Below are 25,922 nucleotides of genomic sequence, written 5' to 3'. Positions count from 1 at the left end.
GCGTCACAGGCTACCTCTCGTCGCAAATGAGAAACGGAGAAAGACCAATGGCCGATATCAAGGACCCGGAAAACACCATCCTGATGGAACTCAAGGGCGGCACCGTCACCATCGAGCTGCTGCCCGACGTGGCCCCCGACCATGCCGCGCGCATGAAAGAGCTGGCGCGCGCGGGTGCCTATGACAACGTCTGCTTTCACCGCGTGATCGAGGGCTTCATGGCCCAGACCGGCGACGTGGCGCATGGCAACATGGAAAAGGACTTCAACCTGCGCCGCGCGGGCACCGGCGGCTCCGACCTGCCGGACCTCAAGGCAGAGTTCTCCAAGCTGCCGCATGACCGGGGCACCCTGGGCGCCGCGCGCTCGCAGAACCCCAACAGCGCCAACTCTCAGTTCTTCATCAACTTCAAGGACAACCATTTCCTCAACGGTCAGTACACGGTCTATGGCCGCGTGATCGAGGGCATGGACCATGTCGACGCGATCACCCGGGGCGAGCCGCCCGCGAATCCCGACCGCATGATCTCGGTGAAGGTGGCCGCAGATGTCACCGGTTAAAGGCGGTATTCTAGCGGTCGCCGTGCTGCTGGTCGGCCTGGGGGGCTATTCGGTGCTGCGCGGTGGTGCAGGGGCGGTGGATGCCGCCCCCGATCCTGCCGCGCCTGCCGAGGATGGCGTGGCCGCCGCGCCTGCGCCCGTGGCCGAGCCTGTCCTTGAACCGCTGCCCGAAGGCGCGGATATGGGGCTGCAGATCCAGCTTGCGGGCGAGGCGGACGGCACCATCACCATCGACCTCTTCGAGGACGTGGCCCCGGGCCACACCGCCCAGATCGTCGCGCTGGCCAAGGCCGGTGCCTATGACGGGGTGGTCTTTCACCGGGTGATCGATGGCTTCATGGCCCAGACCGGCGACGTTCAGTTCGGCCGCACGGGGGGTGAGGATTTCGACATGCGCCGCGCCGGCATGGGCGGCTCGACCCTGCCGGACCTCGAGGCGGAGTTCTCGGAGCTGTCCTTCGAACGCGGTGTCGTCGGCATGGCGCGGTCGCAAAGCCCGGACAGCGCCAATTCGCAGTTCTTCATCATGTTCGCCCCCGGTCCCTTCCTTGACGGTCAGTACACGATCGTCGGCAAGGTGACGGAGGGCATGGACGTGGTCGACGCCATCAAGCGCGGTGACCAGCGCGCCAACGGTGCCGTGACCGGAGAGCCGGATCGCATGGTCAAGGTCACTGTCACCCAGGAGTGACCCGTGCCCACGCGCTGTCAAAAGCGCGTGGGACAGGCTGGGCAGACGCAGATTTTCGCGGCATCCTTCGGGCCACGCCCGGAGGAGAGCCAATGCGCCTTTTGCCCAGACTTGCTTTTCTGACGATCTTTGCCGCCGTGTCGGCTGCCGCCGATCCCGCCTTCTGGAAACACGAATGGCCGGACACGGATTTCGAAAAGACCACCATCACCAACTGGGTCGAGATCATGTCGGGCGGCCCGCCCAAGGACGGCATCCCGGCGCTGACCGATCCGCAGTTCATCCCGGTCGACCAGGAAAGCCGCATCCCCGATGCCGAGCCGGTCATTACCGTCGTGATCGAGGGCGAGCGCCCGCGCGCCTACCCGATCCGCTATCTCACCTGGCATGAAATCGTGAACGACGTCATCGGAGAGGTCCCGGTGGCGGTCACCTTCTGCCCCTTGTGCAACTCTGCCCTGACCTTCGACCGGCGCGTCGGGGACAGGGTGCTGACATTCGGCGTGTCCGGCAAGCTGCGCAACTCGGACATGGTCATGTATGACCGCGAAACCCAGAGCTGGTGGCAGCAGGCCATCGGCACCGGCATCGTGGGTGAGCTGACCGGGGTCGAACTGGTCACGCTGCCCAGTTGGATGGAAAGCCTTGCCCAGTTCCGGGAACGTCACGCGGACGGCGTGGTCATGGCCGAACCGGCCTGGAACCGGCCCTACGGTCAGAACCCCTACCGCAACTACGACTCGTCGAAACGGCCCTTTCTCTATTCCGGAGAGATGCCGCCGCACGGCATCCCGCCGCTGATGCGGGTGGTGCGCGTGGGCGACCGGGCCTGGCCGATGGATCGCCTTGCCGAGGCCGGCGAGCTGCGCGAGGCGGGCGTGGTCATCACCTGGCGCGCCGGTCAGGCCTCGGCGCTGGATGCGGGCCGGATCGCGGCGGGGCGCGACGTGGGCTCGGTCCGGGTGCGGGATGAGGGCGGCGCCGACTTGCCGCATGACGTGATGTTCGCCTTTGCCTTTCACGCCTTCTGGCCAGAGGGAGAGTGGATGCTGGGCGAGTGAACGCGGCGCCCGTAGGATGGGTTGTGTCAACCCATCCTCGCAATGGGACGGTCATGCCGCCAACCTCAGCGGCAGGCGCCGCGCCAGCGGGGCCAGCGCCCCCATGTGCAGCCATGTTCCGCCAAGGCGATGTGCCCGCGCACCTGTGCCTAGCTTGAAATGGGTCACGCCGGGCGCGTCCTGCGTGTTCAGGATGCCCAGGTCCAAGCAATCGTGCCCGCGTGCCGAAAGCGTCTGCATGGCGCGCCAGAGCAGCAGGTTCATCGCGTGGCATCGCCGTCCCTCCGGCGTGGTTACACCGATTTGCCAGGTGGCCATGCGCCCGTGCCGCAGCATCAGCGCGCCCGCGACGGGCCTGCCCTTGTCCAGTGCCTCGAACACCCGCGCCGCGCCGGGGTTGGCCTGGGCAAAGGCGGCGCTGAACGCCGGGGGAAAGCCCTTATAACTTCTGGCGCGGGCCTGCACACCCTCGGCGGTCAGGATCCAGTGATCCGGGGTTAGGTCCGTCTCGCGCAGCGTCAGCCCGCACCGTTCCGCCCGGTTCAGCCGGTTGCGCCATTTCTGCGCCAGTGCCGCCCGCATACCGGCCTCGGTTCCCAGTGGCAGCAGGGCCAGCGTGGTCGGCGTCACCATCGGCCAGAACCCGGCACCGCGCAGCGCCCCGGCGCTCAGCCCGTCGGCATTCAGCACCAGTGGCCGCCTGTCCTGCCAGCGCGCCCAATCCTGCAGCCAGCTGACCAGGTCGTCCGGATGTGCCGCGACCGGCCCGCGCGACACCAGGTCCAGCCGTCCCAGCGGGCCGAACCGGCGCGACTGCACTTGCCAGACCAGTCCGCCGTCGTTCCGACAGCGGCGCAGGGGCTGGCCGAGCAGATCGCAGCTGCGGGCGAATTCCTTGGACTGGGGCAGGGGCAAGAGCAGGGACATGAGCGCCATTAACCGCATGGAAAGTTTCCATGCTGTTAACTGCGCTCATGATGTCCAAACACCTGCGGCAAGATCCGCCCCGCGCCACTTCCCGTGACATGGCCCGTCCCCGCCCGACCGTGGCGGCCGCGCTCTTGCTGGCGGGGGCTTTGTCACTGCCCTTTGCGGCCCTGGCCGTGGTCCAGGCGGTTTTCTGACCATCAGGGCAGCGGCGGGTCCATGTAGATGTCGGCGATCGGCACATCGGGCGGCAGGATGCCCATGCAGCCCAGCTCGATATCCACGTCGCAATCGTAGCATTCGACCTGCGATACCAGGGTAACCCGTGCATTGTAGCAGCTGAACCGTAGGCGGGGCATCTGCCCACCGCCGTAGCCATCGGGATAGAGCCAGCTCTGGAATTCCTCCCATTGGCCCGCGTTGATCTCACAATCATAGGGGCGCCCGGTGCGCGCATCGACAAAGGCCCCGGTCGAGCGCATGACCTCGCCGTTCCGCGTCAAGGTCATCGCGCCGGACCCCGGTTGCAGGTCCAGGTGCACGGGCGCCTGGCTGCGGCTGTTGCGGCAGATCGCGTCAAAGAACTGTTCCTGCGCATAGGGATAGCGCCCATAGTTCAGCACGTTGGGTTCCACGTCGACGCCCCAGCGCACCGCCTGTTCCACGGTGTCCAGCACCAGCGGATCATCTGCGGGATGCGCCAGCATCTCGGCGAACAAGCCCTCTGACATGAATAGTCCGCCGCCGGCGATCATGGCGGCAATGCGCGCGCTGGCCTGCATCCCCACCTCCCAGATCTGGCGTGCCGTCTCGGGGGAATAGCTGTCCTGGGTCAGGTCTATGGCGGGTGCGTGCAGGCTCAGCCGGCCCTTGGGGTGCAGGATGAAATTCGAACGGCCCTCGTAGGCGGGGTTGCCGGAAAACCGGACGAAACGCCCGGCCAGAAAGACCAGCGCGCAGGCGCCGTTGCAGGTATCGTCGCGGGCGATGGCCGTCTGGATGCCGGCGGGACCGCCGCTGCGGTCGCTGCTTTGATCCTGGATGTAGCCGACGATGCGCAGGGCCTCGACCAGCGAGCCGCCGGCGCTGTTCAGGCACACCCGGTGGGTAAAGATCGCATCGGGTGCGTAGTCCAGCGCCGGGCTGAACTGTCGAAAGATGACATCGGGCCTGAAATCCGGATCGTCAAATCCCCCTGTCGGCGAGGTTTCGAGAAAGGGGGCGATCCGCTCCAGGTCGCCTGTTTCGATGGGGCCGGACAGGCGCGCGGTACATCCCATCTCTGCCATCTTCGGCGAAATGTCGGTGTCAAGCGTGGCCGCCTGCAGCGGCGTGGCCAGCAGGGCCAGGCAGATCAAGCCGGAAAGAAATCGCATCGGGACAACCTGTTCATGAGACAATAAATCCCTGTCAGATTGCCCGGTTCGGCCCTCCGGATCAATCGGCCCCGCGCAAAAGCAACGGGCCGTCCCGCGGGGGACGGCCCGTGTTCCGTTCAGGCCGAAAGGCTCAGTCCGCCAGCTTGACCAGCGCGTGCCGCTTCTTGCCCGCCGACAGTTTGACCGGCGAGGCCAGCGCACCCGCGTCCAGCATCATCCCGGCATCGGTCAGCGGCGCATCGTCGATGCGCGCGCCGTTCTCGGCGATCAGGCGCTTGGCCTCCTTGCCGGACTTCGCCAGGCCCGTCTTGACGATCAGCTGCACGATGGAAATCCCGTCACCCAGGTCTGCAGGCGACAGTTCCAGCGTCGGCAGATCATCCCCGACGCCTCCTTTCTCAAAGACCTCGCGCGCGGTGGCCTCTGCTGCCGCCGCCGCCTCGGCCCCGTGACACAGCGCGGTGACCTCATTGGCCAGCACGATCTTGGCGTCGTTGATCTCGGATCCGGCCAGCGCACCCAGGCGTTCGCATTCGTCCAGCGGCATCTCTGTATAAAGCTTGAGGAACCGGCCCACGTCGGCATCGGTCGTGTTGCGCCAGAACTGCCAGAATTCATAGGGCGACAGCATGTCCGAGTTCAGCCAGATCGCGCCGCCCTGGCTCTTGCCCATCTTGCGCCCGTCCGAGGTGGTCAGCAGCGGCGAGGTCAGGCCATAGATCTCTTCGTCCAGAACACGGCGGGTCAGGTCGATGCCGTTGACGATGTTGCCCCACTGGTCGCTGCCGCCCATCTGCAGGGTACAGCCATAGCGGCGGTATAGCTCGAGAAAGTCATAGGCCTGCAGGATCATGTAGTTGAACTCGAGGAAGCTCAGCGATTGTTCCCGGTCCAGCCGCGATTTCACCGACTCGAAGGACAGCATCCGGTTGACGCTGAAATGCCGTCCGATGTCGCGCAGGAACTCCAGGTAGTTGAGCCCGTCCAGCCACTCGGCGTTGTTCAGCATCAGCGCGCCGTTCCCTGCTTCGCCATAGTCCAGGTACTTGGCAAAGACCTGTTTCATGCCGTCGATGTTGGCGTCGATCTGGTCCGGCGTCAGCAGCGGGCGTTCATCGGCGCGGAACGAGGGATCGCCCACCTTGGTGGTGCCGCCACCCATCAGCGTGATCGGCTTGTGCCCGGTCTTCTGGAACCAGCGCAGCATCATGATGTTCAGCAGGTGCCCGACATGCAGCGATTTTGCCGTGGCGTCATAACCGATATAGGCGGTCACCACCCCCTGGCTCAGCGCCTCGTCCAGCGCCTGGTAGTCGGTGCAGTCGGCCAGGTAGCCGCGCTGCATCATGACGGCCATGAAATCCGATTTGGGATGGTAGGTCATGCGGGTGCCTCTGTATACTACGCGGCGCAGGTATAAGCGCGGGCAGGGCCGAGGGAAAGAGCATGTTGAAGGATGGGGCCGTCTGGGCGCTTGGCGCCATGTCGGGGACCTCGCTGGACGGGGTGGATGCGGCCATGCTGCACACCGACGGGGTGCGGATCCTGGATTTCGGCACCAGCGGATACCGCGTCTATTCCGAGGGGGAGCGCGCGGTGCTGAGGGCTGCCCTGGGGCGCTGGCCCGGCGCGGGGCTGGAACCGGCGCTGGAGGTGATCCAGTCCGCGCATGTGGAACTGCTGACGCAGTTCCCGGGGGCGCAGCTGGTGGGGTTTCACGGTCAGACCCTGGCGCATGAACCGCGCGGCCGGGGCACGCACCAGCTGGGCGATGGCGCCGCGTTGGCGCAGGCCCTGGGAAAGCCGGTGGTCTGGGATCTCCGCTCGGCGGACGTTTCTCTGGGGGGCGAAGGCGCGCCCTTGGCGCCGTTCTTCCACTGGGCCTGCGCGCGCCATATTGGCGCGACCGAGCCACTGTGTTTTCTCAATCTCGGCGGCGTCGGCAACCTCACCTGGGTCGATCCCCGGGCGGAGACACCCGAGGCCGAGGGGGCGCTTCTTGCCTTCGACACCGGCCCGGCCAATGCGCCGATCAACGACCTCGTGGCGGAACGTCTGGGCCTCGATTGCGATCTTGACGGGCGGTTGGCCCGCAAGGGACGGGTCGAGGACGGCGCGCTGGAGCTGTTCCTGGACGAGGGGTTCTTTCGCAAGATGCCGCCCAAGTCGCTGGACCGGGACGATTTTTCGCTGATGCTGGACCTCGTGCGCGAATTGTCGGATGCCGATGCGGCGGCCACCATGACAGGCATGGCGGCGGCGGCGGTCATGCAGGGGATGGAACATTGCCCGAAACCGCCCGCCCGCGTGCTGGTCACAGGGGGCGGGCGCAAGAACCCGGTCATGATGCGGATGTTGGCGGCGGGGCTGGATTGCCCGGTGGAGCCGGTGGAAAAGGCGGGCCTCGATGGCGACATGCTGGAAGCACAGGCCTTTGCCTATCTCGCCGTGCGCGTGGCCCGTGGCCTGCCCACATCGGCGCCGGGCACAACAGGCGTGGCGGCGCCGGTGGGGGGCGGACAAATCAGCCGACCTGAGAGCGTCCAGGGATGACTCGCGCCTGCGGCGCGTGCCTTCGGCGGAGGTATTTATAGCCCAAAGAAACATGGGGTCCTGCAAAACGCCCGCCCCGTGACGCGCACGAGACGGGCGTGAAGCGGCGCCGGTGTCTGCCGGATGCTTCTTCGGGCACGGTCATCGGCTCCTCAGCCTGTACCGTGCAGACAGGTTGGCGCATTAACCTTAATCAAGGGTGAACGACCCAGTATTTCTTTGGGCCGAAAATACCTCCGGGGAGCGCGAGGGGCAGAGCCCCTCGTCTAAACAGCCTGTGCGGCGCAGCCGCTCCGCCGGATCAGCCTGACGTCAGCCGCCCGTGTGGCTCATGTGCCGGGACACGCGACCGTCCACACCCTGGCGGGAGTAGTCGAAGTCGTGACCCTTGGGTTTGAGCGCGATGGCCGCGCGGATCGCCGCCTCCAGCGGTTCGTCGCTGTCGGGATGGTTGCGCAGTGCCGCGCGCAGGTCGGCGTTGTCTTCCTGCCCCAGGCACATGAACAGTTCACCCGTGCAGGTCAGGCGCACCCGGTTGCAGCTTTCGCAGAAATTATGCGTGAGCGGCGTGATGAAGCCGATCTTTTGGCCGGTTTCTTCCAGCCGGACGTAGCGGGCGGGGCCGCCGGTGCGTTCGGGCAGGTCGGTCACGGTATACTGTTCGGCCAGCCGCGCGCGCAGGTCGGTCAGTTTCCAGTACTGATCCAGCCGGTCCTCGTTGCCGATATCGCCCATTGGCATGACCTCGATCCAGGTCAGGTCCATGTCGCGTTCGGCGCACCATTCGGTCATCGAGAAAAGCTCATCCTCGTTGAAGCCCTTGAGCGCCACGGCGTTCAGCTTGACCCGGAGACCCGCAGCCTGTGCCGCGTCCAGCCCGCGCAGGACCTGCGGCAGACGGCCCCAGCGTGTGACGTCGGCAAATTTCTTTTCGTCCAGCGTGTCGAGCGAGACATTCACCCGCCGCACGCCCGCCGCGTAGAGATCCCCGGCGAAGCGTTCCAGCTGCGATCCGTTGGTCGTCAGCGTCAGTTCCTTGAGCGCGCCGGAGTCGAGATGCCGCGTCATGCGGCGGAAAAACGTCATGATATCCCGGCGCACCAGCGGTTCCCCGCCGGTGATGCGCAGTTTCTCGACCCCCAGTCGCACAAAGGTCGAACACATGCGATCCAGCTCTTCGAGCGTCAGCAGCTCTTTCTTTGGCAGAAAGGTCATGTTCTCCGACATGCAGTAGACGCAGCGGAAATCGCAGCGGTCGGTGACGGAGACCCGAAGATAGGAGATCGGGCGCTGAAAGGGATCGATGAGCGATTGTGTCATGCGCGAGACACTAGTCCTCGGTCGGAAATTCGGCAAGAGTGCCGTGGGAAATGTCATGAAGGGGGAGGGACGCAAATTGCGCGGCATCCTGACGACACTGTTGATTTGCGCCGTCCTGGCGCCCGCAGGCTGCGGCAAACTGCCCTTCCTCAAGGACCGCTCGCAGGCCGAGGTGCTTGCACCACAGCCGCAGACCCCGCCGGAGGGCGCAGCCGCGGTCAGGCCGCCAGAGGGCGCGCGCACGGCGGAACAGTTCGATACGACCACCGCCGATGAGCGCAAGAAGGCAGCCGCGGCGCCAAAGCCGGGGGGTGAGAGCCTGCTGGGCGAAACCGTGGCCAGCCTGGGCGATCCGGCGGCGGCCGGGTTCTGGCTGGAAACGCCGCTGGTGACGTCGGTGCGGCAGGGCCGGGTGGAAAACCCGGCAACCGGCAAATCCTCGCAAGTGGAACTGAGGCCGATCGAAGGGCCGAAAACCGGCGGCAGCCGGATCTCGCTGGCGGCCATGCGGCTGATCGGCGCCTCGCTGACGGATCTGCCGACGCTCAAGGTCTTTGCCGGCGGCTAGGGCAGGTACTTGCCTGCCTCCTTGCGCGCAAAGGGTTTCATCGCTGCGCCATGCGAGTCGAGGAAACCCTGCGCGGCCCCGGCGTCATGTTTCGACAATTCGCGAATCCACCAGGCCACGGCCTTCTGGATGAACCACTGCTGGTCTGGAACATAGCCCGCGGCCCAATCCAGCACGCGCGCCCGGGCATCGGCCTGCTCGGGCTTGGGAAAATTCAGATGCGCAAGCGGCAGCGTGATGACCAGCGCCGCGCGTTTCGTCCAGAGATGGTCGCTGGTGGTCCAGGTCTCGACCTCGTCCAGCCGGGACAGATCCGCCATGATCCGGCGTTGTCCTGCCATGCAGGCGTGATCGGCTACCGCCCAGGCGTCGAAGGTCGGCACCCAGGAACAGATCAGCCGCCAGGCCTCGTCGTCGGGCCGCAGCCGGGCCTGGGTCAGCAGCTTGGCCGCCAGGATGCGCGCCTCGTGGATGTCGCTGGCCCAGAGCGCACTGGCCAGCGCTACGCGGCCCGGCACGTCCATGACCTGCCGCCATTCCTTTGCCAGATCGTTCAGCACCGGGTTGGGCACGCCCAGATAGAGGCGGTCCACCTTGTGATAACGCGCCGATCTCTCGGCGCGCTCTGCGTCTCCCTGAGCGCGCAGCGTGTCCAGGGCCTGGTCCGGCGTCACTCCACCGTCACCGATTTTGCCAGGTTGCGCGGCTGGTCGACGTCGGTGCCCTTGGCGATGGCCGTGTGATAGGCCAGAAGCTGCGCGGGCAGGGCATAGAGGATGGGTGCCAGCACGTCTGGCACCGTCGGCATCTGAACCACGCGCCAGACGTCCTGGCCTGCGGCGGCGGCGCCCTCGGCATCGGTGACCAGGCAGACCTTGCCACCGCGCGCCATGACCTCCTGCATGTTCGACACGGTCTTTTCGAACAGCGCGTCCTTGGGGGCCATGACCACCACAGGCACATGTTTGTCGATGAGCGCGATGGGGCCGTGTTTTAGCTCTCCAGACGCATAAGCTTCGGCATGGATGTAGCTGATTTCCTTGAGTTTTAACGCGCCTTCAAGCGCGAGGGGATACATCAGGCCGCGCCCCAGGAAAAGGATATCGCGCGCCTCTGCCAGCTTGCGCGCCACGCCCGCGATCACCTCGTCGCGGTCCAAGGCGGCGTTGAAGGTGCCGGGCAGCGCGCGCAGGCCCTTGAGGATCTCGTCGCGCGCCTCGGGCGTCAGCCGCCCGCGCGCCTCTGCCGCCTTGAGTGCCAGCAGCAGCAGCACGTTCAACTGGCAGGTAAAGGCCTTGGTCGAGGCAACCCCGATTTCCACGCCAGCGTGGATCGGCAGCGCCAGGTCGCTTTCCCGCGCGATCGAGCTGTTGGGTACGTTGACCACGGAAAAGATCTTGTCGGCCTTGTCCGCGCAATAGCGCAGGGCGGCCAGCGTGTCCGCCGTTTCGCCCGACTGGCTGACGAAAAGCGCCGCGGTTCCGGGCAGGACGGGCGGCTCGCGGTAACGGAACTCGGACGCGATATCGACCTCGACCGGCAGGCCTGCAAGCTGTTCGAACCAGTATTTTGCCGTCAGGCAGGCGTAGTAGGCGGTGCCGCAGGCGACCATCGTCAGCCGGTCGATTTTGGCAAAGTCGATGCCCGGATCTGGCAGGGCGATGCCCTCTTCGGTCAGGTAGGCGTTCAGCGCGTCGGACAGGACCTGCGGCTGTTCCGCGATCTCCTTGGCCATGAAATGCTTGTACCCGGCCTTGTCGACCCGGGCGGCATCCATCTGGACCTTGCGCATCTCGCGGTTGACCAGGCGGCCCGCCTCGTCGCGGATGGTCACGCCTTCGCGGGTCAGGACCGCGCGGTCGCCTTCTTCCAGGTAGGTGATGCGCGGCGTCAGCGGGGCCAGCGCGATGGCGTCGGAGCCGACGTACATCTCGCCCTCGCCATGCCCGATTGCCAGCGGAGAGCCCTTGCGCGCCGCGACCATCAGGTCGTCTTCGCCGTCAAAGAGAAAGGCCAGGGCAAAGGCACCTTCCAGCTTGTCGATGCAGGCCATCGCCGCATCCACCGGCCCCATGCCCTTTTGCATCAGGCTATGGGTCACAAGGGCGATGGTCTCGGTGTCGGTTTCGGTCGTGGGCGCCAGTCCCGAAGATTTAACTTCGGCGCGCAACTCCTTGTAGTTCTCGATGATTCCGTTGTGAACAACGGCCACGGGGCCGGATTTATGCGGGTGGGCATTGTCGGTCGAGGGTTCGCCGTGGGTGGCCCAGCGGGTGTGCCCGATGCCCGATTTTCCCGCCAACGGGTTGTGCACCAGCGCGTCCGAGAGGTTGACCAGCTTGCCCATCGCCCGGCGCCGGTCCAGGTGGCCGTCATGCACGGTGGCGATGCCTGCGCTGTCATAGCCGCGATATTCCAGCCGACGCAGCGCCTCGACCAGTTGCGGGGCCACTTCGTGGGTCCCAAGAATGCCTACGATTCCACACATCTTCTCAAATCCCTCGTCTCAAAAAAATCCGCCCGGTCAGGCGTTTGCCTTCTGCTTGGCCTTTTTCGCGCGCAGCATGTTCATCAGCTTCTCCGCCAGGCCCGGCTTGGTTTCCTGCTTGCCCCGCGCAATCGCCAGCGCCCCGGCCGGCACGTCCGAGGTGATGGTCGATCCCGATCCGGTCATGGCGCCGTCACCAATCGTCACCGGGGCCACCAGCATCGTGTCCGACCCGATGAAGGCGCGTTTGCCGATCACGGTGCGATGCTTGAACACGCCGTCATAGTTGCAGGTGATGGTGCCGGCGCCGATGTTGGTCTTTTCGCCGATCTCGGCGTCGCCGATATAGGTCAGGTGGTTGGCCTTGACGCCTTCGTGCAGCACCGCGTTCTTGACCTCGACAAAGTTGCCGACATGCACGTCCTCGGCCAGTTCGGCCCCGGGACGAAGGCGGGCGTAGGGGCCGACGATGGCACCACGGCTGACGTGGCAGCCCTCGAGATGGGAAAAGGCACGGATGCGGGCGCCGGATTCCACGGTGACACCGGGGCCAAAGACCACGTTCGGTTCGATCTCGGCATCGCGGCCCACCACCGTGTCCCAGGCCAGGTGCACCGTTTCGGGAGCCTGCAGGGTGACGCCCCGGTCCAATAGCTCGGCCCGCGCGGCGGCCTGAAAGGCGGCCTCGGCAAAGGCCAGGTCGGTGCGCGAATTCACACCCAGGGTTTCCGCCTCGGGGCAGCGGACGACGGTTGCGCTCCTGCCCTCGGCGCGGGCGAGGCCCGGCACATCCGTCAGGTAGTATTCGCCACTGGCATTGTCGTTTCCGACCTTGGTCAACATCTCGGCCAGCAGGCCCTTATCTGCCGAAATTACACCTGAGTTGCAGAGGGTTATGTCGCGCTCTTCATCTTTCGCGTCCTTGAACTCGACGATCTTGACCAGGTCGTCGCCCTCCATCACCAGCCGGCCATAGCGGGCCGGGTCAGCGGCCTCGAACCCCAGCACCACGACGTCATGCGTGGCCCGCGCGGCGCGCATCGCCTCCAGCGTGTCGGGCGAGATGAAGGGGGTATCGCCATAAAGCACCACCACGTCGCCCTCGAACCCCTCCAGCGCGGGCAGCGCGATACGCACCGCATGGCCGGTGCCCAGCTGTTCGGCCTGTTCGACCACGGAGAGGTCGGGGTCATAGTCGCGGGCCGCCTCGGCCAACGCGTCGAACCCGTGGCCACCCACGACCACCGTCCGCTCGGGCTCCAGCGCGGCACCGGCGCGCAGCGCGTGCCAGAGCATCGGCGCCCCCGCGATCCGGTGCAGGACCTTGGGTTGGTCCGAGTTCATGCGAGTGCCCTTGCCGGCGGCAAGTACGATCAGGGCGGTGCTCATCAGGCTGCTCCGGAATTGCCTCTTTTTCCTGCCCGTTTTATCGGAGTGTTCGAGTGGTGCAAGGTGGCGTGGTTCACGGCAGGTTGCGGCATGTGACAGCAGGGGGCAGGCAAATGAAGAAATGCGTCATCTTTGATCTGGACGGCACCTTGGCCGACACCAGCGGCGACCTGATCGCCGCCGCCAATGCCTGTTTCGAAGGCATGGGAGAGGCGGTACGCCTGGACCCGGCCACGGATGCGGGTGTGGCCCTGCGTGGCGGTCGGCGGATGCTGACCGAGGGGCTGACGCGCGCGGGCCGCATGGACGAGGATGTGGTGGACGCCTGGTATCCGCACCTGCTGGAGCACTACGGCGCGGCGATCGACACGCACACGCGGCTCTATGACGGTGCGGTCGAGGCGGTCGAGGCCCTGCGCGGGGCGGATTACGCCGTCGGGATCTGCACCAACAAGCCCGAGGCGCTGGCCCAAGTCCTGCTGGAACGGCTGGGGGTGCGCGGGTTGTTCGGCTCGCTGATCGGCGCCGACACCGGGCCGACGCGCAAGCCGGATGTCGCACCCTACTGGGCGGCGGTCGAAGGCTGCGGCGGTCTGCGCGAGGCTTCGCTGCTGGTGGGGGACAGCGACACGGACCGTAAGACCGCCGCCGCGGCGGGCGTGCCCTCGGTTCTGGTCACCTTCGCGCCCGAGGGGCAGGCGGTCAGGGCGCTGAACCCGGAAGGTGTGATCGACCATTTCGACGAGTTGTCAGGGGTCGTCCGGCGGCTGATCGGGTAGGGGCAACGCCCTTGGAACGCGCTTTCAAGCGCGTTTCTCCACCTATGGCGCCCGATACAGAAGATCGGTCAGCGCAGTCAGCGGCCCGGTTTCAAGCTGAGCGATGGCCTTGTCGATGGCCCGGGCCCGCTCCGGTCCCAGGATCGGGTCGGCCAGGGCGCGGTATTTCCCGGCCAGTTCCTCTTCTGTCGGCGGCGCCTCGGCGTCCCATCGCGGCTGAACCCAGTCGCCCTGGACCACGCGCCCGTCACGCAGGTGCAGCCGCACCCGCGCCAGCCGCGTTCCCGGAAAGACCGCGTTGGCATGGGCGTCTTCGGACATGGTCAGCCCTTCGGACAGGCGCAGGATCTCGGGGTCGCGCAGGCTGTCGCCGTCGAGATCCTCTGGCCCAAGAGCGCCGCGCACCAGCGCCACGGCACAGGGGAATGACGTCGAATACTGCGCCTCTTCGGTGGTCCGGGGGCGTGCCGTGGCCAGGCGGATCGACTCGTGAAAGCTCTCGACCTCGATGCGGTCGACATCGCCCGAGGTCAGCCCATGTGCCCGCCGCAGCGCCAGCACGCCTTCCACCGGCGCCTGGGCCCAGCGGCAGACCGGATAGGGTTTGAAGTACTGCCGCAGGATACGCCAGTCTTCGCCCAGACCGGTCCAGACCTGCGGCGCCTGTTCAACCGTGATCGCGGGCGCACCGGTAAAGCCGCGCCGCGCCAGCTGGACCGCCGAGACGCCGCACATGGCGCCCCAGCCGGACCCGTCCTTGACCATCGTCGGCCAGTCGATGCAGCGCATCATCTGGCTGCGCGGGCCGTGGTATTCCGCGATTCCCAGGGCCTGCCGCGTCTGCTCTGCCGAAAGTCCCAGAAGGCGGGCGCCCCCCGCCGCCGCCGTCACCGCGCCCCAGCTGCCCGAGGTGTGGTAGTCGGGGCAGGTGGCGTGCTGGGCCTCGGCCGCGCGTGCGCCAAATTCATACCCCATGACCAGAGCGGTCAGGAACGCTTGCCCCGAGACCTGTGCCTGGTGACCGAAGACCAGCAGCGCGGGCAAGAGCGGGCAACCGATATGTCCCTTGGATGGGTTATAGCCGTCGTGACCATCGAGGCTGTCGATGGTCATGCCCGCGGCCATTGCCGCCGCCGCGGGGGCCGCAGCGCGATTGTCGAACAGCATCGGTGCCGTGCCGGGCAGGTCCTCGGCGGCGTGATCGCGGATGATCCGCGACAGGTCGGTACCAAGACCACCCGTTGCGACGCCGATCAGGTCACGCAGGCAGCGCTTGGCCTGGGCCTGCACTCTCCGGGGCAGGTCGTCCCATCGCAGGGTGTGGATAAAGGTCAGGGCATCGCTCATGCCCCAAGTCTTTGACCGGGGCGGCCCGGATTCTGCGCGGATCGCGACAGGATTGCCCGCGGAGTGTCGGAAACGAAGACTGTGCGCCGGGACAGGTCCGATGTGAACCGGCGCGCGTGCCCTTGGTCGGCAGGAGTGATAACGACGCGCCGTAGTTCCGAGAAAGGCCGTGCCCGATGATTCCCGCCAGATACGCCCATGTCCTGTTCAGCCTGCTCTTGTCCGGGCTGATGTCCCTGCTGGTGTCGTTGATCGCGACACTCAAGAACGCGGGGCTGACGGCCGATATCCTCTCTCTCTGGATGGGGGCCTGGGTGTCCAGCTGGCTGCTGGCCTTTCCTGCCGTCCTGGTCATCGCACCGATGGTGCGCCGCCTGGTGGCGCGGCTGACCGTGGCCGAGGATCACCCGGCCTGACGCGCGGAGGGGAATTGACCGCATCCGATCAAGGCGGCATCAAAGACGGATGACAGAGCGTTTCACCGGCACTTTCACCCAGCAGGAACCGATCCCCGAGGAGGCCATCGCCGCCGCGGTCGAGGTCATGCGAGGCGGACGGCTGCACCGATACAACACCCTTCCCGGAGAGACCGCAGAGGCGGCCCTGCTGGAACAGGAATTCGCCGCCCTGACCGGGGCGCGCTACTGCCTGGCGGTGGCCTCGGGGGGCTATGCGCTTGGCTGCGCCTTGCGGGCGGTCGGCGTGCAACCGGGCGAGCCGGTGCTGACCAATGCCTTTACCCTGGCCCCCGTGCCGGGGGCGATTGCCGGGGCGGGGGCGGTGCCGGTCTATGTCGGCGTGACAGAGGATCTTGTGATCGACCTCGACGACCTTGCGGCAAAGGCGAATCGCGCGCGTATCCTGATGCTCAGCCACATGCGCGGGCATCTTTGCGACATGGACCGCCTGATGGCGATCTGCGACGCGGCGGGGATCACCGTGATCGAGGATTGCGCGCATACGATGGGCGCGGCCTGGAACGGCGTTCCCTCGGGGCGCCACGGCGCCTTGGGCTGTTACTCGATGCAGACCTACAAGCATGTGAACTCGGGCGAGGGCGGGTTGCTTGTCACTGATGACGAGGAGATCGCGGCGCGCGCCGTGATGCTGTCGGGGTCCTACATGCTCTATGACCGGCACCTGGCCGCGCCGGGGCCGGAGGTTTTCGAGCGGGTGAAATACACGACACCCAATGTCTCGGGGCGGATGGACAACCTGCGCGCGGCGATCCTGCGTCCGCAACTGCGGGCGCTGGACACCCAGGTGGACCGCTGGAACGACCGTTACGCGGTGGTCGAGGAGGGCTTGCGCGGGACACCCGGTCTGCACCTGCCACGGCGTCCGCAATCGGAACGCTATGTCGGCTCTTCGATCCAGTTCCTGCTGCCGGGATGGACCGGCGAGGCGGTGCAGGAAGTGCTGTCACGCTGCGCCGCGCGGGGGGTCGAACTCAAGTGGTTCGGCGGGGCCGAGCCCAGCGGCTTTACCTCGCGCTATGACAGTTGGCGCTATGCCCCGTCCGAGCCGATGCCGCAGACCGACCGTATCCTGCGCGGCCTTCTGGACATGCGCCTGCCGCTGACCTTCAGCCTCGAGGATTGCGCATTGATCGCCCGGATCATCCGGGCCGAGGTCGGCGCGGTCTTCCAGGCGCGGGGCTGAGAGCCGCCTAGTCGATCACCGGGTCCAGCCCCATCAGCCGGCTGACAGGCGCGTGGTCGTCGGTCAGGATCATCGGTTCCTTGGCGCTCAGCACGCTGTCGATGAACTCCGGTCCCAGCGCGGCAAAGCGGATCTCTTGCGGGGCACGCGTGATGATGGTGGACACCTGGCTGTCCCCGGCGCCCGCCAGCAGGACGAAGATCCGCCGCTCTCCGGGTTGCGGCGGGCGCGCCTCGGTCCAGACCTCGACGCTGGGAAAGACCGCGCGCAGGGTTTCCACGATGGCGGCCAGCGCATCCAGCCGGTCAGTGCTGTCGATCAGGTTCATCGCAAAGACGCCATCCGGGGCAAGCCGGTCACGGACCAGCTGAAAGAACTCGCGCGTGACCAAGTGTTCGGGCACGGCGATGTCGGTAAAGGCATCGCCGATGATGACGTCATAGGGCGCGGCGCTGTCGCGCAAGGCGGTGCGCGCGTCGCGGTGCAGGACTGTGACGGTATCGGTGTCGAACCAGAAATCGGCCACGGCCCGCGCGGTCACCTCGGGGTCGATCTCGGCCACGGTGATGCCGGCGATGCCGCGATCCGCCCAGGCGCGCGGGACCGAGTAAGAGCCGCCGCCGATGTGGAACGAGGTGAAATCGCGATCCCCCATGCGCATCCGGGGCAGGGCGTCCAGCATGGCGGTGTGGTCGGTGAACATGACGCGCGGATCTTCGCGCGCGCTGATGCCGTGGGCCAGGTGGTCGAGCACCATGAGGCGGACCGGCGCCTCGGTGTCCTCGGACAGGTCCACGGTACGGATGCAGAAATAGCTGCTTTCCCGGTCGCAGACGGCGGGCAGGCGCAGCGCCGACACCCCCAGCAGCAGGGCCAGCGCCAGCGTGCCGCCCGCGGTGGCCCACTGGCCGCGTGATCCGCCCGCAAGGCCAAGGCAGACCAGGGCCGAGACCGCATAGACTGCCGCGATCACCGTCAACGAGGCGACCGAGCCCAGCCAGGCCACGAAGAGGAACCCGGCCAGCAGCGTGCCGGCGATGGCCCCAACGGCGCCCGCGGCGAACATCGCCCCCAGGGCCTGTTCCGATTTCTCGCGCCCGCGCATCGCCGCGACGCTGAGGATGGGCGCGGGCACCCCGGCAAAGAGCGAAGGCAGGAAGAAGGCCAGCGCGGAAATCGCCGTGATCGCCGCCAGGGGATGTGTCAGCGCGCCCAGCACCGGCCCCGCCGTGGAACGCAGCAGCAAAGAGGCGGCGGCCGTGGCCACCGCCGCCGCCACCATGCACCAGGCCGCCCTTCGCAGTGCGCGGCCCGTCTCCAGCGCGGCGATCCGTCCGCCCCACCAGTGGCCGACCGACAGACCCGCCAGGACGACGGCGATGATGGCGGTCCAGGTGTAAAGGCTCATGCCGACATAGGGCGCGATCATGCGTCCGGCGACGATCTCGACCACCATGCTGGCGGCGGACACCGTGGCCTGCAACAGGATCATAAGCCAGAGCGGGGCGTGCGGGGATGTGGGACCGGTCATGGCGCCATTAGGACAGCCGGGAAATCCCGGTCAAGCCGGAAGCGCGGGACGGCGGTAGCCGGACCGGCGCACTGCGGCTTGACCGGTCCGGTTGCGTCAGGCGCTGCGCCGTGTCGCGTTGGTGCCCGGTGCCCTTGGGGCAAGGCGTTCACGGAGTGCCGCTGGCAGGTGCCGCCGGGCCGAAATCCGCGGGCGGGGCATCTCGGGGATGATCCGTTCAACCCCGTAGAGGTCGAGGTATTCACCAAAGTTGTCAAAGGCCCGTCGACCGACAAGGTCGATGAAGGTTTCCGCAGGCGCGCCGTTGGCCAGGATCACGTCATGCGCCTTTGTCTCGACATGGTAGACGGTGAACCGCTGGGGCAGATCGGATAGCGGGACAAAGTCGATACTGTCCCCGTTGACCATTGCGCTGGCGTTCACCACCAGCCCGTCGAGGATCATGCCGTGATCCGCTGTCACCGTCAGGTCGCGATGCGGAATGCCGTCCCCTAACGCGCCCGCGCAAATGCGGACCATCTGCGCCCTCTTGGCGGCTATCCCTGTGCGAAGGGCCTGACGCCCCAGCCATTTGACCGGCACGATGCGTCCGTCCGCAGTGAGGACGAGATCGCCTATGGTCAGCGACTCCACGGGGCGGCTGCCTGACGGCGTGGCAATCTCCGTCCCGGCGGCGAAACAATAGGTGTAGTCGCCGCTGGTGACCGGGCCGACAAGAACAGAGCCGTCGGCATCGTAGAACCTGTTGGATGCCACCCAGTAAGACGTGCTGAGCGTGCCCGTGATGGCGATGATCGGATCGCCATCGGCGTTGAAGCCATAAAGCGTGACGGGGTTCTGGGCCGTCCCCGTCCATGTCAGCGGATCGCCGACAGTCGTGGTGTCATTGCTTGCGCCATCGGCACCGTCCGTCATCGTCGTGTCGGTCACATAGCGATTGGTATAGGCGGTGGAGCCGTCCGGCGGCGTCGTGCCGAGGAAGTAGGCGTAGGAATAGGAATCGGGGCTGGGCATTCTGTCGTCTTTCCTTGGTCGTCCGGTGGCTTGGCCTCGGGTGTCCTGTCGCTTTAACGCATCCAGCCGGGCAGCGGCTTGAGGCAGATCAAAGGTCCCGCAGCCAAGTGACCGTGCCGCGCGCTTGCAACCCCATTGACCCGACTCGCTTGCTCGCGTTAAATGAACAAGCGTTCATTACTTGGGAGGAGCGGGCGTGTTTCTGGCGACGATGAAGTTTGACCTGGGCGAGGATGTGCTTGCGCTGCAGGAAATGGTGCACAAGTGGGCGCAGGAGCGGGTCAAGCCAATGGCGGCCGAGGTCGACCGCAGCAACGAGTTTCCAGCCGCGCTATGGCGCGAGATGGGGGACTTGGGCCTGCTGGGGATCACCGTGCCCGAGGAATTCGGCGGCGCGGGCCTGGGTTATCTTGCCCATACCGTCGCGGTCGAGGAAGTGGCGCGGGCCTCTGCCTCTGTCTCGCTGTCCTACGGGGCACATGCCAACCTCTGCGTGAACCAGATCAAGCTGAACGGCAGCGATGAACAGCGCCGGAAATACCTGCCGGGCCTGATCTCGGGTGAACATGTGGGTGCGCTGGCCATGTCCGAACCGGGGGCCGGCTCGGATGTTGTCAGCATGAAGCTGCGCGCCGAAAAGCGGAACGATCGCTTTGTTCTGAACGGCAACAAGTACTGGATCACCAACGGGCCGGACGCCGATACGCTGGTGGTCTACGCCAAGACCGACCCCGATGCCGGGGCCAAGGGCATCACCGCCTTCCTGGTCGAGAAAACCATGAAGGGCTTTTCCACCAGTCCGCATTTCGACAAGCTGGGGATGCGCGGGTCGAACACCGCCGAGCTGATCTTCGAGGACGTCGAGGTGCCCTTCGAGAACATCCTTGGCGAAGAGGGCAAGGGTGTGCGCGTGCTGATGTCCGGGCTGGACTATGAGCGTGTCGTGCTGGCGGGCATCGGCCTGGGCATCATGGCCGCCTGCATGGACGAGATCATGCCTTACATGGTCGAGCGCAAGCAGTTCGGCCAGCCCATCGGGAACTTCCAGCTGATGCAGGGCAAGATCGCCGACATGTACACGGCGATGAATTCCGCCCGTGCCTATGTCTACGAGGTCGCCAAGGCCTGCGACCGGGGCGAGGTCACGCGGCAGGACGCGGCGGCCTGCTGCCTTTACGCCTCGGAACAGGCGATGGTGCAGGCACACCAGGCGGTGCAGGCGATGGGCGGCGCGGGCTTCCTCAACGATGCGCCGGTGGCGCGGATCTTCCGCGATGCCAAGTTGATGGAGATCGGCGCCGGCACGAGCGAGATCCGCCGGATGCTGGTCGGGCGCGAGCTGATGGGGGCCATGTCCTGATGAGGGGCGCCGCGCCCTTGCGGACCAGGGGCCGGCGGTCGCGGTGAGCATGCGCCTGCTGCTCTGGGCGCCGCTGGCGGCGCTGGTGGCCCTGGGCGCGCTCCTGGCCTTTCGGGCCGGTTGGATCGCGGCCCACCTGACAGAGAGCATGGTGATCGAGAGGTATGCCGCCCGCTACATGGCCGAAACCGGCGCGCAGGCGGCGGATTGCTCGGCGGTGCCGGGGGCACGGGTCTGGCTGGTGATACGCTGCGGCACGGGGCAGGATCGGCGGGTCTACCGGGTGAACCGAATTGGCGGACTGGTCACGGGACAGCCGGCGGACGGTGACAGGATGAAGGAACCAAGTACATGAGATCTATTGCCTTTGCCATTGTTGCCGCTTGTGCGGCACTGCCCGCCACGGCGCAGGAGCTGGTGTTCTCGCCGCGCGCGACCGAAAGCTGCCTGGGATCGGGCGCGGACTTTCGCAGCTGTATCGGGCTGTCGGCCGCGGCCTGCGTCGAGGACAACGGCTATGCCACCGTGGTTCTAAGCGGTTGCTACGGGCGCGAGCTGGACTGGTGGGACGACCGCCTGAACGCCTCTTACGGATTTGCGATCCGCTACGCGAAACAGGCCGACATCGACAACGCCAGTTTCGCCCCTTCGCAAGAAGAGGCCCTGCGCGAGATGCAGCGCGCCTGGATCCGGTTCCGTGACGCCAAATGCGCCTATGCCCGCAGCCACTGGGGCGGAGGCACCGGTGCCGGGCCCGCAGGCGTCGAATGCCTGATGCGCGAGACCGCCGAGCAGACCTGGTACATCGAAAGCATGGTGACGCCGGGCTGATGCTGAAATCTGCCCCCACATATGACGCGCTGCGCGCGGGGTTTCGCTGGGATCTGCCGGCGCGGTTGAACATGGCCGAGCAGGCCTGCGACCTCTGGGCGCGCCGCGACCCGGACCGCGTTGCGATCCTGGATCATGGCAGCGGCGCGGCGGTGACTTACGGCGCCTTGGCGACCCTGTCGCGGCGGGTGCAGGCGGCGCTTCTGGCGCGCGGCGTGGGGCCGGGCGACCGGGTGGGCGTTTTGCTCAGCCAGTCGCCGCTGTGCGCGGCGGCGCATCTGGCCTGCTGGCGCATGGGGGCGATTTCCGTGCCGCTTTTCATGCTGTTCCGAGAGGACGCGCTGCGGTCGCGCCTGTCGGACAGCGGCGCGGGCCTGGTGGTCACGGACGCCGAGGGCGCCGGGATGCTGGCACCTTTCGACCTGGAGGTGCTGCGCGAGGACGAGTTGCCGCCAGAGGGGGCCGAGGGGCCGGCGTTTGACAGCGGGCCGGAAACGCCCGCCGTGCTGATCTACACCTCGGGCACCACGGGCACGCCCAAGGGCGCGTTGCACGGGCACCGGGTCCTGACCGGGCACCTGCCGGGGGTGGAGATGAGCCATGATTTCCTGGGCCAGCCGGGGGACGTCCTGTGGACGCCCGCCGACTGGGCCTGGATCGGCGGATTGTTCGACGTTCTGATGCCGGGACTGGCCCTGGGGGTGCCGGTGGTCGCGGCGCGGATGCGGCGCTTCGACGTCGATGAATGCACAAGGATCGTCTCGGAACACGCTGTCAGGAATGTGTTTTTTCCGCCGACAGCCCTGCGCATCCTGAAGGCCGCGGATGCCCGGATTGCCGGGCTGCGCTCTGTCGCCAGCGGTGGCGAACCGCTGGGGGCCGAGATGCTGGCCTGGGGGCGCGCGGCGCTGGGTGTCACGATCAACGAATTCTACGGCCAGACCGAATGCAACATGGTGGCCAGTTCCTGCGCGGCGCTTTTCGATCCGATACCGGGCGCCCTGGGCCGGGCGGTGCCGGGGTTTGATATCGCCGTGATCGATGAGGACGGTTCGCCGGTCGAGGGCGAAGGCGACATTGCCGTGCGGCGCGGCTGTGCCTCGATGATGCTGGAATACTGGAACCGGCCCGAGGCGACGGAGGAAAAGTTCCGCGGCGAATGGCTGGTGACGGGCGACCGGGGGAGGCTCAACGCGGGCTTCATCCGTTTCGTGGGTCGCGAGGATGACGTCATCACCTCCGCCGGCTACCGCATCGGTCCGGCGGAAATCGAGGACTGCCTGCTGACCCATCCCGGCGTCGCCACCGTGGGGGTGGTGGGCAAGCCCGATCCGCTGCGGACAGAGATCGTCAAGGCCTACGTGGTCCGCAAACCGGGTGTCGAGGTCGACGCCGGGACGCTGCAGGCATGGGTGAAGGATCGCCTCGCAAGCTATTCCTATCCAAGGGAAATCTCTTTTCTGGACGCTCTGCCGATGACGGTGACGGGCAAGGTGATCCGCAAGGAACTGAAGGCGCGCGCGGCGGCCGAAACCGCGCAGGACTGAACAAGGGGACAGGGACATGAAACTGCAATCGCAGGTGCTGACGGCGGGTGAGGCCTATGAGGCCAACCGCGCGGCCCATCTCGAGGCGCTCGACCAGATCCAGGAGGCCGCCGCGCTGGCCATGTCCGGCGGCGGGGAAAAGGCGCGCGACCGCCACCTGGGCCGGGGCAAGATGCTGCCGCGTGAGCGGGTGGCCAACCTTCTCGACCCCGGGTCGCCTTTCCTGGAGGTCGGGACCACGGCGGCGCATGGCATGTACGGCGGCGCGGCGCCCTGCGCGGGGGTGATCGCGGGCATCGGGCTGGTTCAGGGGCGGCAGGTCATGGTGATCTGCAACGATGCCACCGTGAAGGGCGGCACCTATTATCCCATGACGGTCAAGAAACACCTGCGCGCGCAGGAGATCGCCGAGGAAAACGAACTGCCCTGCGTCTACCTCGTGGACAGTGGTGGTGCCAACCTGCCGAACCAGGACGAGGTGTTCCCGGACCGCGACCATTTCGGGCGGATCTTCTACAACCAGGCGCGGATGTCGGCCAAGGGCATCGCACAGATCGCCGTGGTCATGGGCAGTTGCACAGCGGGCGGGGCCTATGTGCCCGCCATGTCGGACGTGTCCATCATCGTCAAGGAACAGGGCACGATCTTCCTGGCCGGGCCGCCACTGGTCAAGGCGGCGACGGGAGAGGTGGTGACAGCCGAGGACCTGGGCGGCGGCGACGTTCATACGCGCCTGTCTGGTGTGGCCGACTACCTGGCCGAGGATGACGCCCATGCGCTGGCCTTGGCGCGGCGGGCGGTCGGATCGCTTGGGGGGCATGGGTGCAAAGCACCCATCCTACAGGGCGAAGCGCCGGCCTATGACCCGGATGAACTCCTCGGCGTGGTGCCTGCCGATCTGCGTACGCCCTATGACATCCGCGAGGTCATCGCGCGGATCGTGGACGGCTCCTATTTCGACGAGTTCAAGCCCCGCTTCGGCGAGACGCTGGTCTGCGGTTTCGCGAAGCTTGAGGGCATGGATGTGGGCATCATCGCCAACAACGGCGTGCTCTTTTCGGAAAGCGCCTCCAAGGGGGCGCATTTCGTCGAGCTGTGTTCGCAGCGCCGCATCCCCTTGGTTTTCCTGCAGAACATCACCGGCTTCATGGTCGGCCGCAAGTACGAGAACGAGGGCATCGCGCGCCACGGCGCCAAGATGGTCACCGCTGTCGCCACCACCTCGGTGCCCAAGGTGACGGTGCTGGTCGGCGGCAGTTTCGGGGCGGGCAACTACGGCATGGCGGGCCGCGCCTACCAGCCGCGCTTCCTGTGGACTTGGCCCAACAGCCGGATCTCGGTCATGGGCGGCGCCCAGGCGGCGGGCGTGCTGGCCACGGTGAAACGCGATGCCATCGAACGCTCGGGCGGCACCTGGTCCGAGGAGGAAGAGGCCGAGTTCAAGCGCCCGACGCTGGAGATGTTCGAGGAACAGTCGCATCCGCTCTACGCCTCTGCCCGGCTCTGGGATGACGGCATCGTGGACCCGCGCAAGACCCGGCAAGTCCTGGCGCTGTCCCTGCGTGCCGCGCTGAACAAGCCGGTCGAGGAGACACGCTTTGGCGTGTTCCGGATGTGATGCCTGCGCAAGCACCGACTTGCGCAGGCGGTGGCCAAGGTCATACCCGCGCAGCGGATGTGACAGGCCACACGGCAACCACTTCTATCGAAAGGCCGAACGCATGAAGTTTCGCGGTCAGGTTGAAGACTGTTTCTTGTTGGTTGAGAAGGGTTTGGCCGTGATGCTGAACCGTATTGAGGGTATGCCGAAAACGGGAATGCGGGTTTGCATCGGCGAAACCGAAACGCGAATTATCGACGTCGGTCGCAATTCAACAGATGGGCAGCCGGTTTCTACCCGCGATTGCCTGACCGGGCGGACATGTTCGCCTTATGGGTTCATCCTGATCGATTTTCTTGAGCAACGCCCGAAGCGCGGCGTGTGGGTCGAAGAGGCAAGGGACAATGACCATGTTTGACACCATCCTGATTGCAAACCGGGGCGAGATCGCGGCCCGTGTCATCCGCACCGCCCGTGCGATGGGCCTGCGCACCGTGGCCGTGCATTCCGACGTGGATGCCGACGCCTTGCACGTGGCGCTGGCGGACGAGGCGGTCTGTATCGGCGGCGCGGCACCGTCGCAAAGCTACTTGCGGACCGACCGGATCATCGAGGCCGCGCAAACCACCGGCGCGCAGGCGATCCACCCGGGCTATGGCTTTCTCAGCGAGAACCCGGATTTCGTCGAGGCGGTCGAGGCGGCGGGCCTGACCTTTGTCGGGCCTTCGGCGCAGGCGATCCGCCAGATGGGGCTCAAGGACGCGGCCAAGCGGCTGATGGACGAGGCTGGCGTACCCGTAGTGCCCGGCTACATGGGCGAGGATCAGGACCCCGGCCACCTGGAGGTCGAGGCACACCGTGTCGGCTATCCGCTGCTGATCAAGGCGGTCGCGGGCGGCGGCGGCAAGGGGATGCGGCTGGTCGAGGCGCCCGAGGAATTTGTCGACGCGCTGGAGAGGGCCAAGGCCGAGGCGCTGACCGCCTTCGGAAACGATGCAGTGCTGATCGAGAAATACATCCAGCGCCCGCGCCATATCGAGGTGCAGGTCTTTGGCGACGGAACGCGGGCGGTGCACCTTTTCGAACGCGACTGTTCCCTGCAACGCCGCCACCAGAAGGTGATCGAGGAGGCGCCTGCGCCCGGCATGACCGAGGAGATGCGCGCCGCGATGGGGGCCGCCGCCGTGCGCGCCGCCGAGGCCATCGGCTACAAGGGCGCGGGCACGGTGGAATTCATCGTGGACGGAGCCAACGGCCTGCGCCCTGACGGGTTCTGGTTCATGGAGATGAACACCCGCCTGCAGGTGGAACACCC

At 66.6% G+C, this 25,922-nt stretch carries 25 protein-coding genes; 15 read left to right on the top strand and 10 right to left on the bottom strand.

The window, feature by feature from the left end; all coding sequences use genetic code 11:
• The first annotated feature begins 47 nt into the window (after positions 1 to 47).
• From PVW46_RS08765 to PVW46_RS08755, 3 genes are all read left to right on the top strand, one after another.
• On the top strand, positions 48 to 560 hold the full coding sequence (locus tag PVW46_RS08765) for a peptidylprolyl isomerase (RefSeq protein WP_043143538.1): 513 nt from the start codon (positions 48 to 50) through the stop codon (positions 558 to 560).
• 181 nt (positions 561 to 741) lie between these two features.
• The gene (locus PVW46_RS08760; protein ID WP_069211690.1) at positions 742 to 1,251 is read left to right on the top strand and encodes a peptidylprolyl isomerase; all 510 of its coding nucleotides are present in this window, start codon (positions 742 to 744) and stop codon (positions 1,249 to 1,251) included.
• A 92-nt stretch (positions 1,252 to 1,343) separates the two neighbouring features.
• The gene (locus PVW46_RS08755; RefSeq protein ID WP_069211561.1) at positions 1,344 to 2,312 is read left to right on the top strand and encodes a DUF3179 domain-containing protein; all 969 of its coding nucleotides are present in this window, start codon (positions 1,344 to 1,346) and stop codon (positions 2,310 to 2,312) included.
• A 51-nt stretch (positions 2,313 to 2,363) separates the two neighbouring features.
• Here the strand turns inward: PVW46_RS08755 and PVW46_RS08750 are convergent, their stop codons facing one another.
• The 3 genes from PVW46_RS08750 to tyrS form a co-directional block, all read right to left on the bottom strand.
• On the bottom strand, positions 2,364 to 3,239 hold the full coding sequence (locus PVW46_RS08750; RefSeq protein WP_069211691.1) for a GNAT family N-acetyltransferase: 876 nt from the start codon (positions 3,237 to 3,239) through the stop codon (positions 2,364 to 2,366).
• Between the two features lie 200 nt (positions 3,240 to 3,439).
• Positions 3,440 to 4,615 (bottom strand): hypothetical protein, encoded by a 1,176-nt coding sequence (locus PVW46_RS08745; protein WP_069211562.1) that lies wholly within the window; start codon positions 4,613 to 4,615, stop codon positions 3,440 to 3,442.
• Between the two features lie 133 nt (positions 4,616 to 4,748).
• Positions 4,749 to 6,002 carry a tyrosine--tRNA ligase gene (gene tyrS, locus PVW46_RS08740; protein ID WP_069211563.1) on the bottom strand — a complete coding sequence of 418 codons (1,254 nt, stop codon included), beginning with the start codon at positions 6,000 to 6,002 and terminating at the stop codon, positions 4,749 to 4,751.
• Between the two features lie 62 nt (positions 6,003 to 6,064).
• On the opposite strand from tyrS, the gene PVW46_RS08735 reads away from it, so the two are divergent.
• The gene (locus PVW46_RS08735) at positions 6,065 to 7,171 is read left to right on the top strand and encodes an anhydro-N-acetylmuramic acid kinase (protein ID WP_069211564.1); all 1,107 of its coding nucleotides are present in this window, start codon (positions 6,065 to 6,067) and stop codon (positions 7,169 to 7,171) included.
• A gap of 312 nt (positions 7,172 to 7,483) precedes the next feature.
• On the opposite strand, the gene moaA is transcribed toward PVW46_RS08735, so the two are convergent.
• The gene (gene moaA, locus PVW46_RS08730) at positions 7,484 to 8,491 is read right to left on the bottom strand and encodes a GTP 3',8-cyclase MoaA (protein ID WP_043143551.1); all 1,008 of its coding nucleotides are present in this window, start codon (positions 8,489 to 8,491) and stop codon (positions 7,484 to 7,486) included.
• Between moaA and PVW46_RS08725 the strand changes: the two genes are divergently transcribed.
• The gene (locus PVW46_RS08725) at positions 8,490 to 9,059 is read left to right on the top strand and encodes a hypothetical protein (RefSeq protein ID WP_274575643.1); all 570 of its coding nucleotides are present in this window, start codon (positions 8,490 to 8,492) and stop codon (positions 9,057 to 9,059) included. The genes moaA and PVW46_RS08725 overlap by 2 nt on opposite strands.
• On the opposite strand, the gene PVW46_RS08720 is transcribed toward PVW46_RS08725, so the two are convergent.
• The 3 genes from PVW46_RS08720 to glmU are packed head-to-tail and all read right to left on the bottom strand — an operon-like array spanning position 9,056 to position 12,936.
• Positions 9,056 to 9,733 (bottom strand): DNA alkylation repair protein, encoded by a 678-nt coding sequence (locus tag PVW46_RS08720; protein WP_274575641.1) that lies wholly within the window; start codon positions 9,731 to 9,733, stop codon positions 9,056 to 9,058. The two genes, PVW46_RS08725 and PVW46_RS08720, sit on opposite strands and share 4 nt — an antisense overlap.
• Positions 9,730 to 11,547, bottom strand: a complete 1,818-nt coding sequence (gene glmS / locus PVW46_RS08715) for a glutamine--fructose-6-phosphate transaminase (isomerizing) (RefSeq protein ID WP_069211567.1) — start codon at positions 11,545 to 11,547, stop codon at positions 9,730 to 9,732. The genes PVW46_RS08720 and glmS overlap by 4 nt, the downstream gene beginning before the upstream one ends.
• 36 nt (positions 11,548 to 11,583) lie before the next feature.
• Positions 11,584 to 12,936, bottom strand: coding sequence for a bifunctional UDP-N-acetylglucosamine diphosphorylase/glucosamine-1-phosphate N-acetyltransferase GlmU (glmU, locus tag PVW46_RS08710; RefSeq protein ID WP_069211568.1), 1,353 nt, complete (start codon positions 12,934 to 12,936; stop codon positions 11,584 to 11,586).
• Positions 12,937 to 13,049: 113 nt separating this feature from the next.
• Here glmU and PVW46_RS08705 point away from each other — a divergent pair, with 113 nt between their 5' ends.
• Positions 13,050 to 13,715: an HAD-IA family hydrolase gene (locus PVW46_RS08705; RefSeq protein WP_043143556.1), complete on the top strand. Its 666-nt coding sequence runs from the start codon at positions 13,050 to 13,052 to the stop codon at positions 13,713 to 13,715.
• Between the two features lie 42 nt (positions 13,716 to 13,757).
• Here the strand turns inward: PVW46_RS08705 and PVW46_RS08700 are convergent, their stop codons facing one another.
• Positions 13,758 to 15,062, bottom strand: a complete 1,305-nt coding sequence (locus PVW46_RS08700; protein ID WP_069211569.1) for an MmgE/PrpD family protein — start codon at positions 15,060 to 15,062, stop codon at positions 13,758 to 13,760.
• Between the two features lie 176 nt (positions 15,063 to 15,238).
• Here PVW46_RS08700 and PVW46_RS08695 point away from each other — a divergent pair, with 176 nt between their 5' ends.
• Together PVW46_RS08695 and PVW46_RS08690 are read left to right on the top strand one after the other, a co-directional pair.
• Positions 15,239 to 15,478: a DUF2798 domain-containing protein gene (locus PVW46_RS08695; RefSeq protein ID WP_069211570.1), complete on the top strand. Its 240-nt coding sequence runs from the start codon at positions 15,239 to 15,241 to the stop codon at positions 15,476 to 15,478.
• A 49-nt stretch (positions 15,479 to 15,527) separates the two neighbouring features.
• A complete protein-coding gene (locus tag PVW46_RS08690) occupies positions 15,528 to 16,724 on the top strand; it encodes a DegT/DnrJ/EryC1/StrS family aminotransferase (protein ID WP_069211571.1) in 1,197 nt (398 codons plus the stop codon).
• Positions 16,725 to 16,731: 7 nt separating this feature from the next.
• On the opposite strand, the gene PVW46_RS08685 is transcribed toward PVW46_RS08690, so the two are convergent.
• On the bottom strand, positions 16,732 to 18,255 hold the full coding sequence (locus PVW46_RS08685; protein ID WP_043143563.1) for a fused MFS/spermidine synthase: 1,524 nt from the start codon (positions 18,253 to 18,255) through the stop codon (positions 16,732 to 16,734).
• A 96-nt stretch (positions 18,256 to 18,351) separates the two neighbouring features.
• On the bottom strand, positions 18,352 to 19,269 hold the full coding sequence (locus PVW46_RS08680) for a Hint domain-containing protein (protein ID WP_069211572.1): 918 nt from the start codon (positions 19,267 to 19,269) through the stop codon (positions 18,352 to 18,354).
• A 196-nt stretch (positions 19,270 to 19,465) separates the two neighbouring features.
• Between PVW46_RS08680 and PVW46_RS08675 the strand changes: the two genes are divergently transcribed.
• The 7 genes from PVW46_RS08675 to PVW46_RS08645 all read left to right on the top strand — a co-directional run.
• Entirely contained in the window at positions 19,466 to 20,629 is a 1,164-nt protein-coding gene (locus PVW46_RS08675) for an isovaleryl-CoA dehydrogenase (protein ID WP_069211573.1), read from the top strand.
• Positions 20,630 to 20,672: 43 nt separating this feature from the next.
• Positions 20,673 to 20,984: a hypothetical protein gene (locus PVW46_RS08670; protein WP_443137036.1), complete on the top strand. Its 312-nt coding sequence runs from the start codon at positions 20,673 to 20,675 to the stop codon at positions 20,982 to 20,984.
• Positions 20,981 to 21,460, top strand: a complete 480-nt coding sequence (locus tag PVW46_RS08665; RefSeq protein WP_069211575.1) for a lysozyme inhibitor LprI family protein — start codon at positions 20,981 to 20,983, stop codon at positions 21,458 to 21,460. The genes PVW46_RS08670 and PVW46_RS08665 overlap by 4 nt, the downstream gene beginning before the upstream one ends.
• Positions 21,460 to 23,007 carry an AMP-binding protein gene (locus PVW46_RS08660; RefSeq protein WP_069211576.1) on the top strand — a complete coding sequence of 516 codons (1,548 nt, stop codon included), beginning with the start codon at positions 21,460 to 21,462 and terminating at the stop codon, positions 23,005 to 23,007. Before PVW46_RS08665 ends, PVW46_RS08660 begins: the two co-directional genes overlap by 1 nt.
• Before the next feature lie 16 nt (positions 23,008 to 23,023).
• Positions 23,024 to 24,625 (top strand): carboxyl transferase domain-containing protein, encoded by a 1,602-nt coding sequence (locus tag PVW46_RS08655; protein WP_069211577.1) that lies wholly within the window; start codon positions 23,024 to 23,026, stop codon positions 24,623 to 24,625.
• Between the two features lie 103 nt (positions 24,626 to 24,728).
• Positions 24,729 to 25,025 carry a hypothetical protein gene (locus PVW46_RS08650; protein ID WP_069211578.1) on the top strand — a complete coding sequence of 99 codons (297 nt, stop codon included), beginning with the start codon at positions 24,729 to 24,731 and terminating at the stop codon, positions 25,023 to 25,025.
• Positions 25,018 to 25,922: ATP-binding protein (locus PVW46_RS08645; RefSeq protein ID WP_274575623.1), on the top strand; the 905-nt coding region annotated here is incomplete at its 3' end. The genes PVW46_RS08650 and PVW46_RS08645, both read left to right, overlap by 8 nt.

The organism is Mameliella sp. AT18, assembly GCF_028807275.1.
Taxonomy (GTDB): domain Bacteria; phylum Pseudomonadota; class Alphaproteobacteria; order Rhodobacterales; family Rhodobacteraceae; genus Antarctobacter; species Antarctobacter albus.
This window is presented reverse-complemented; position numbering and strand designations above follow the sequence as displayed.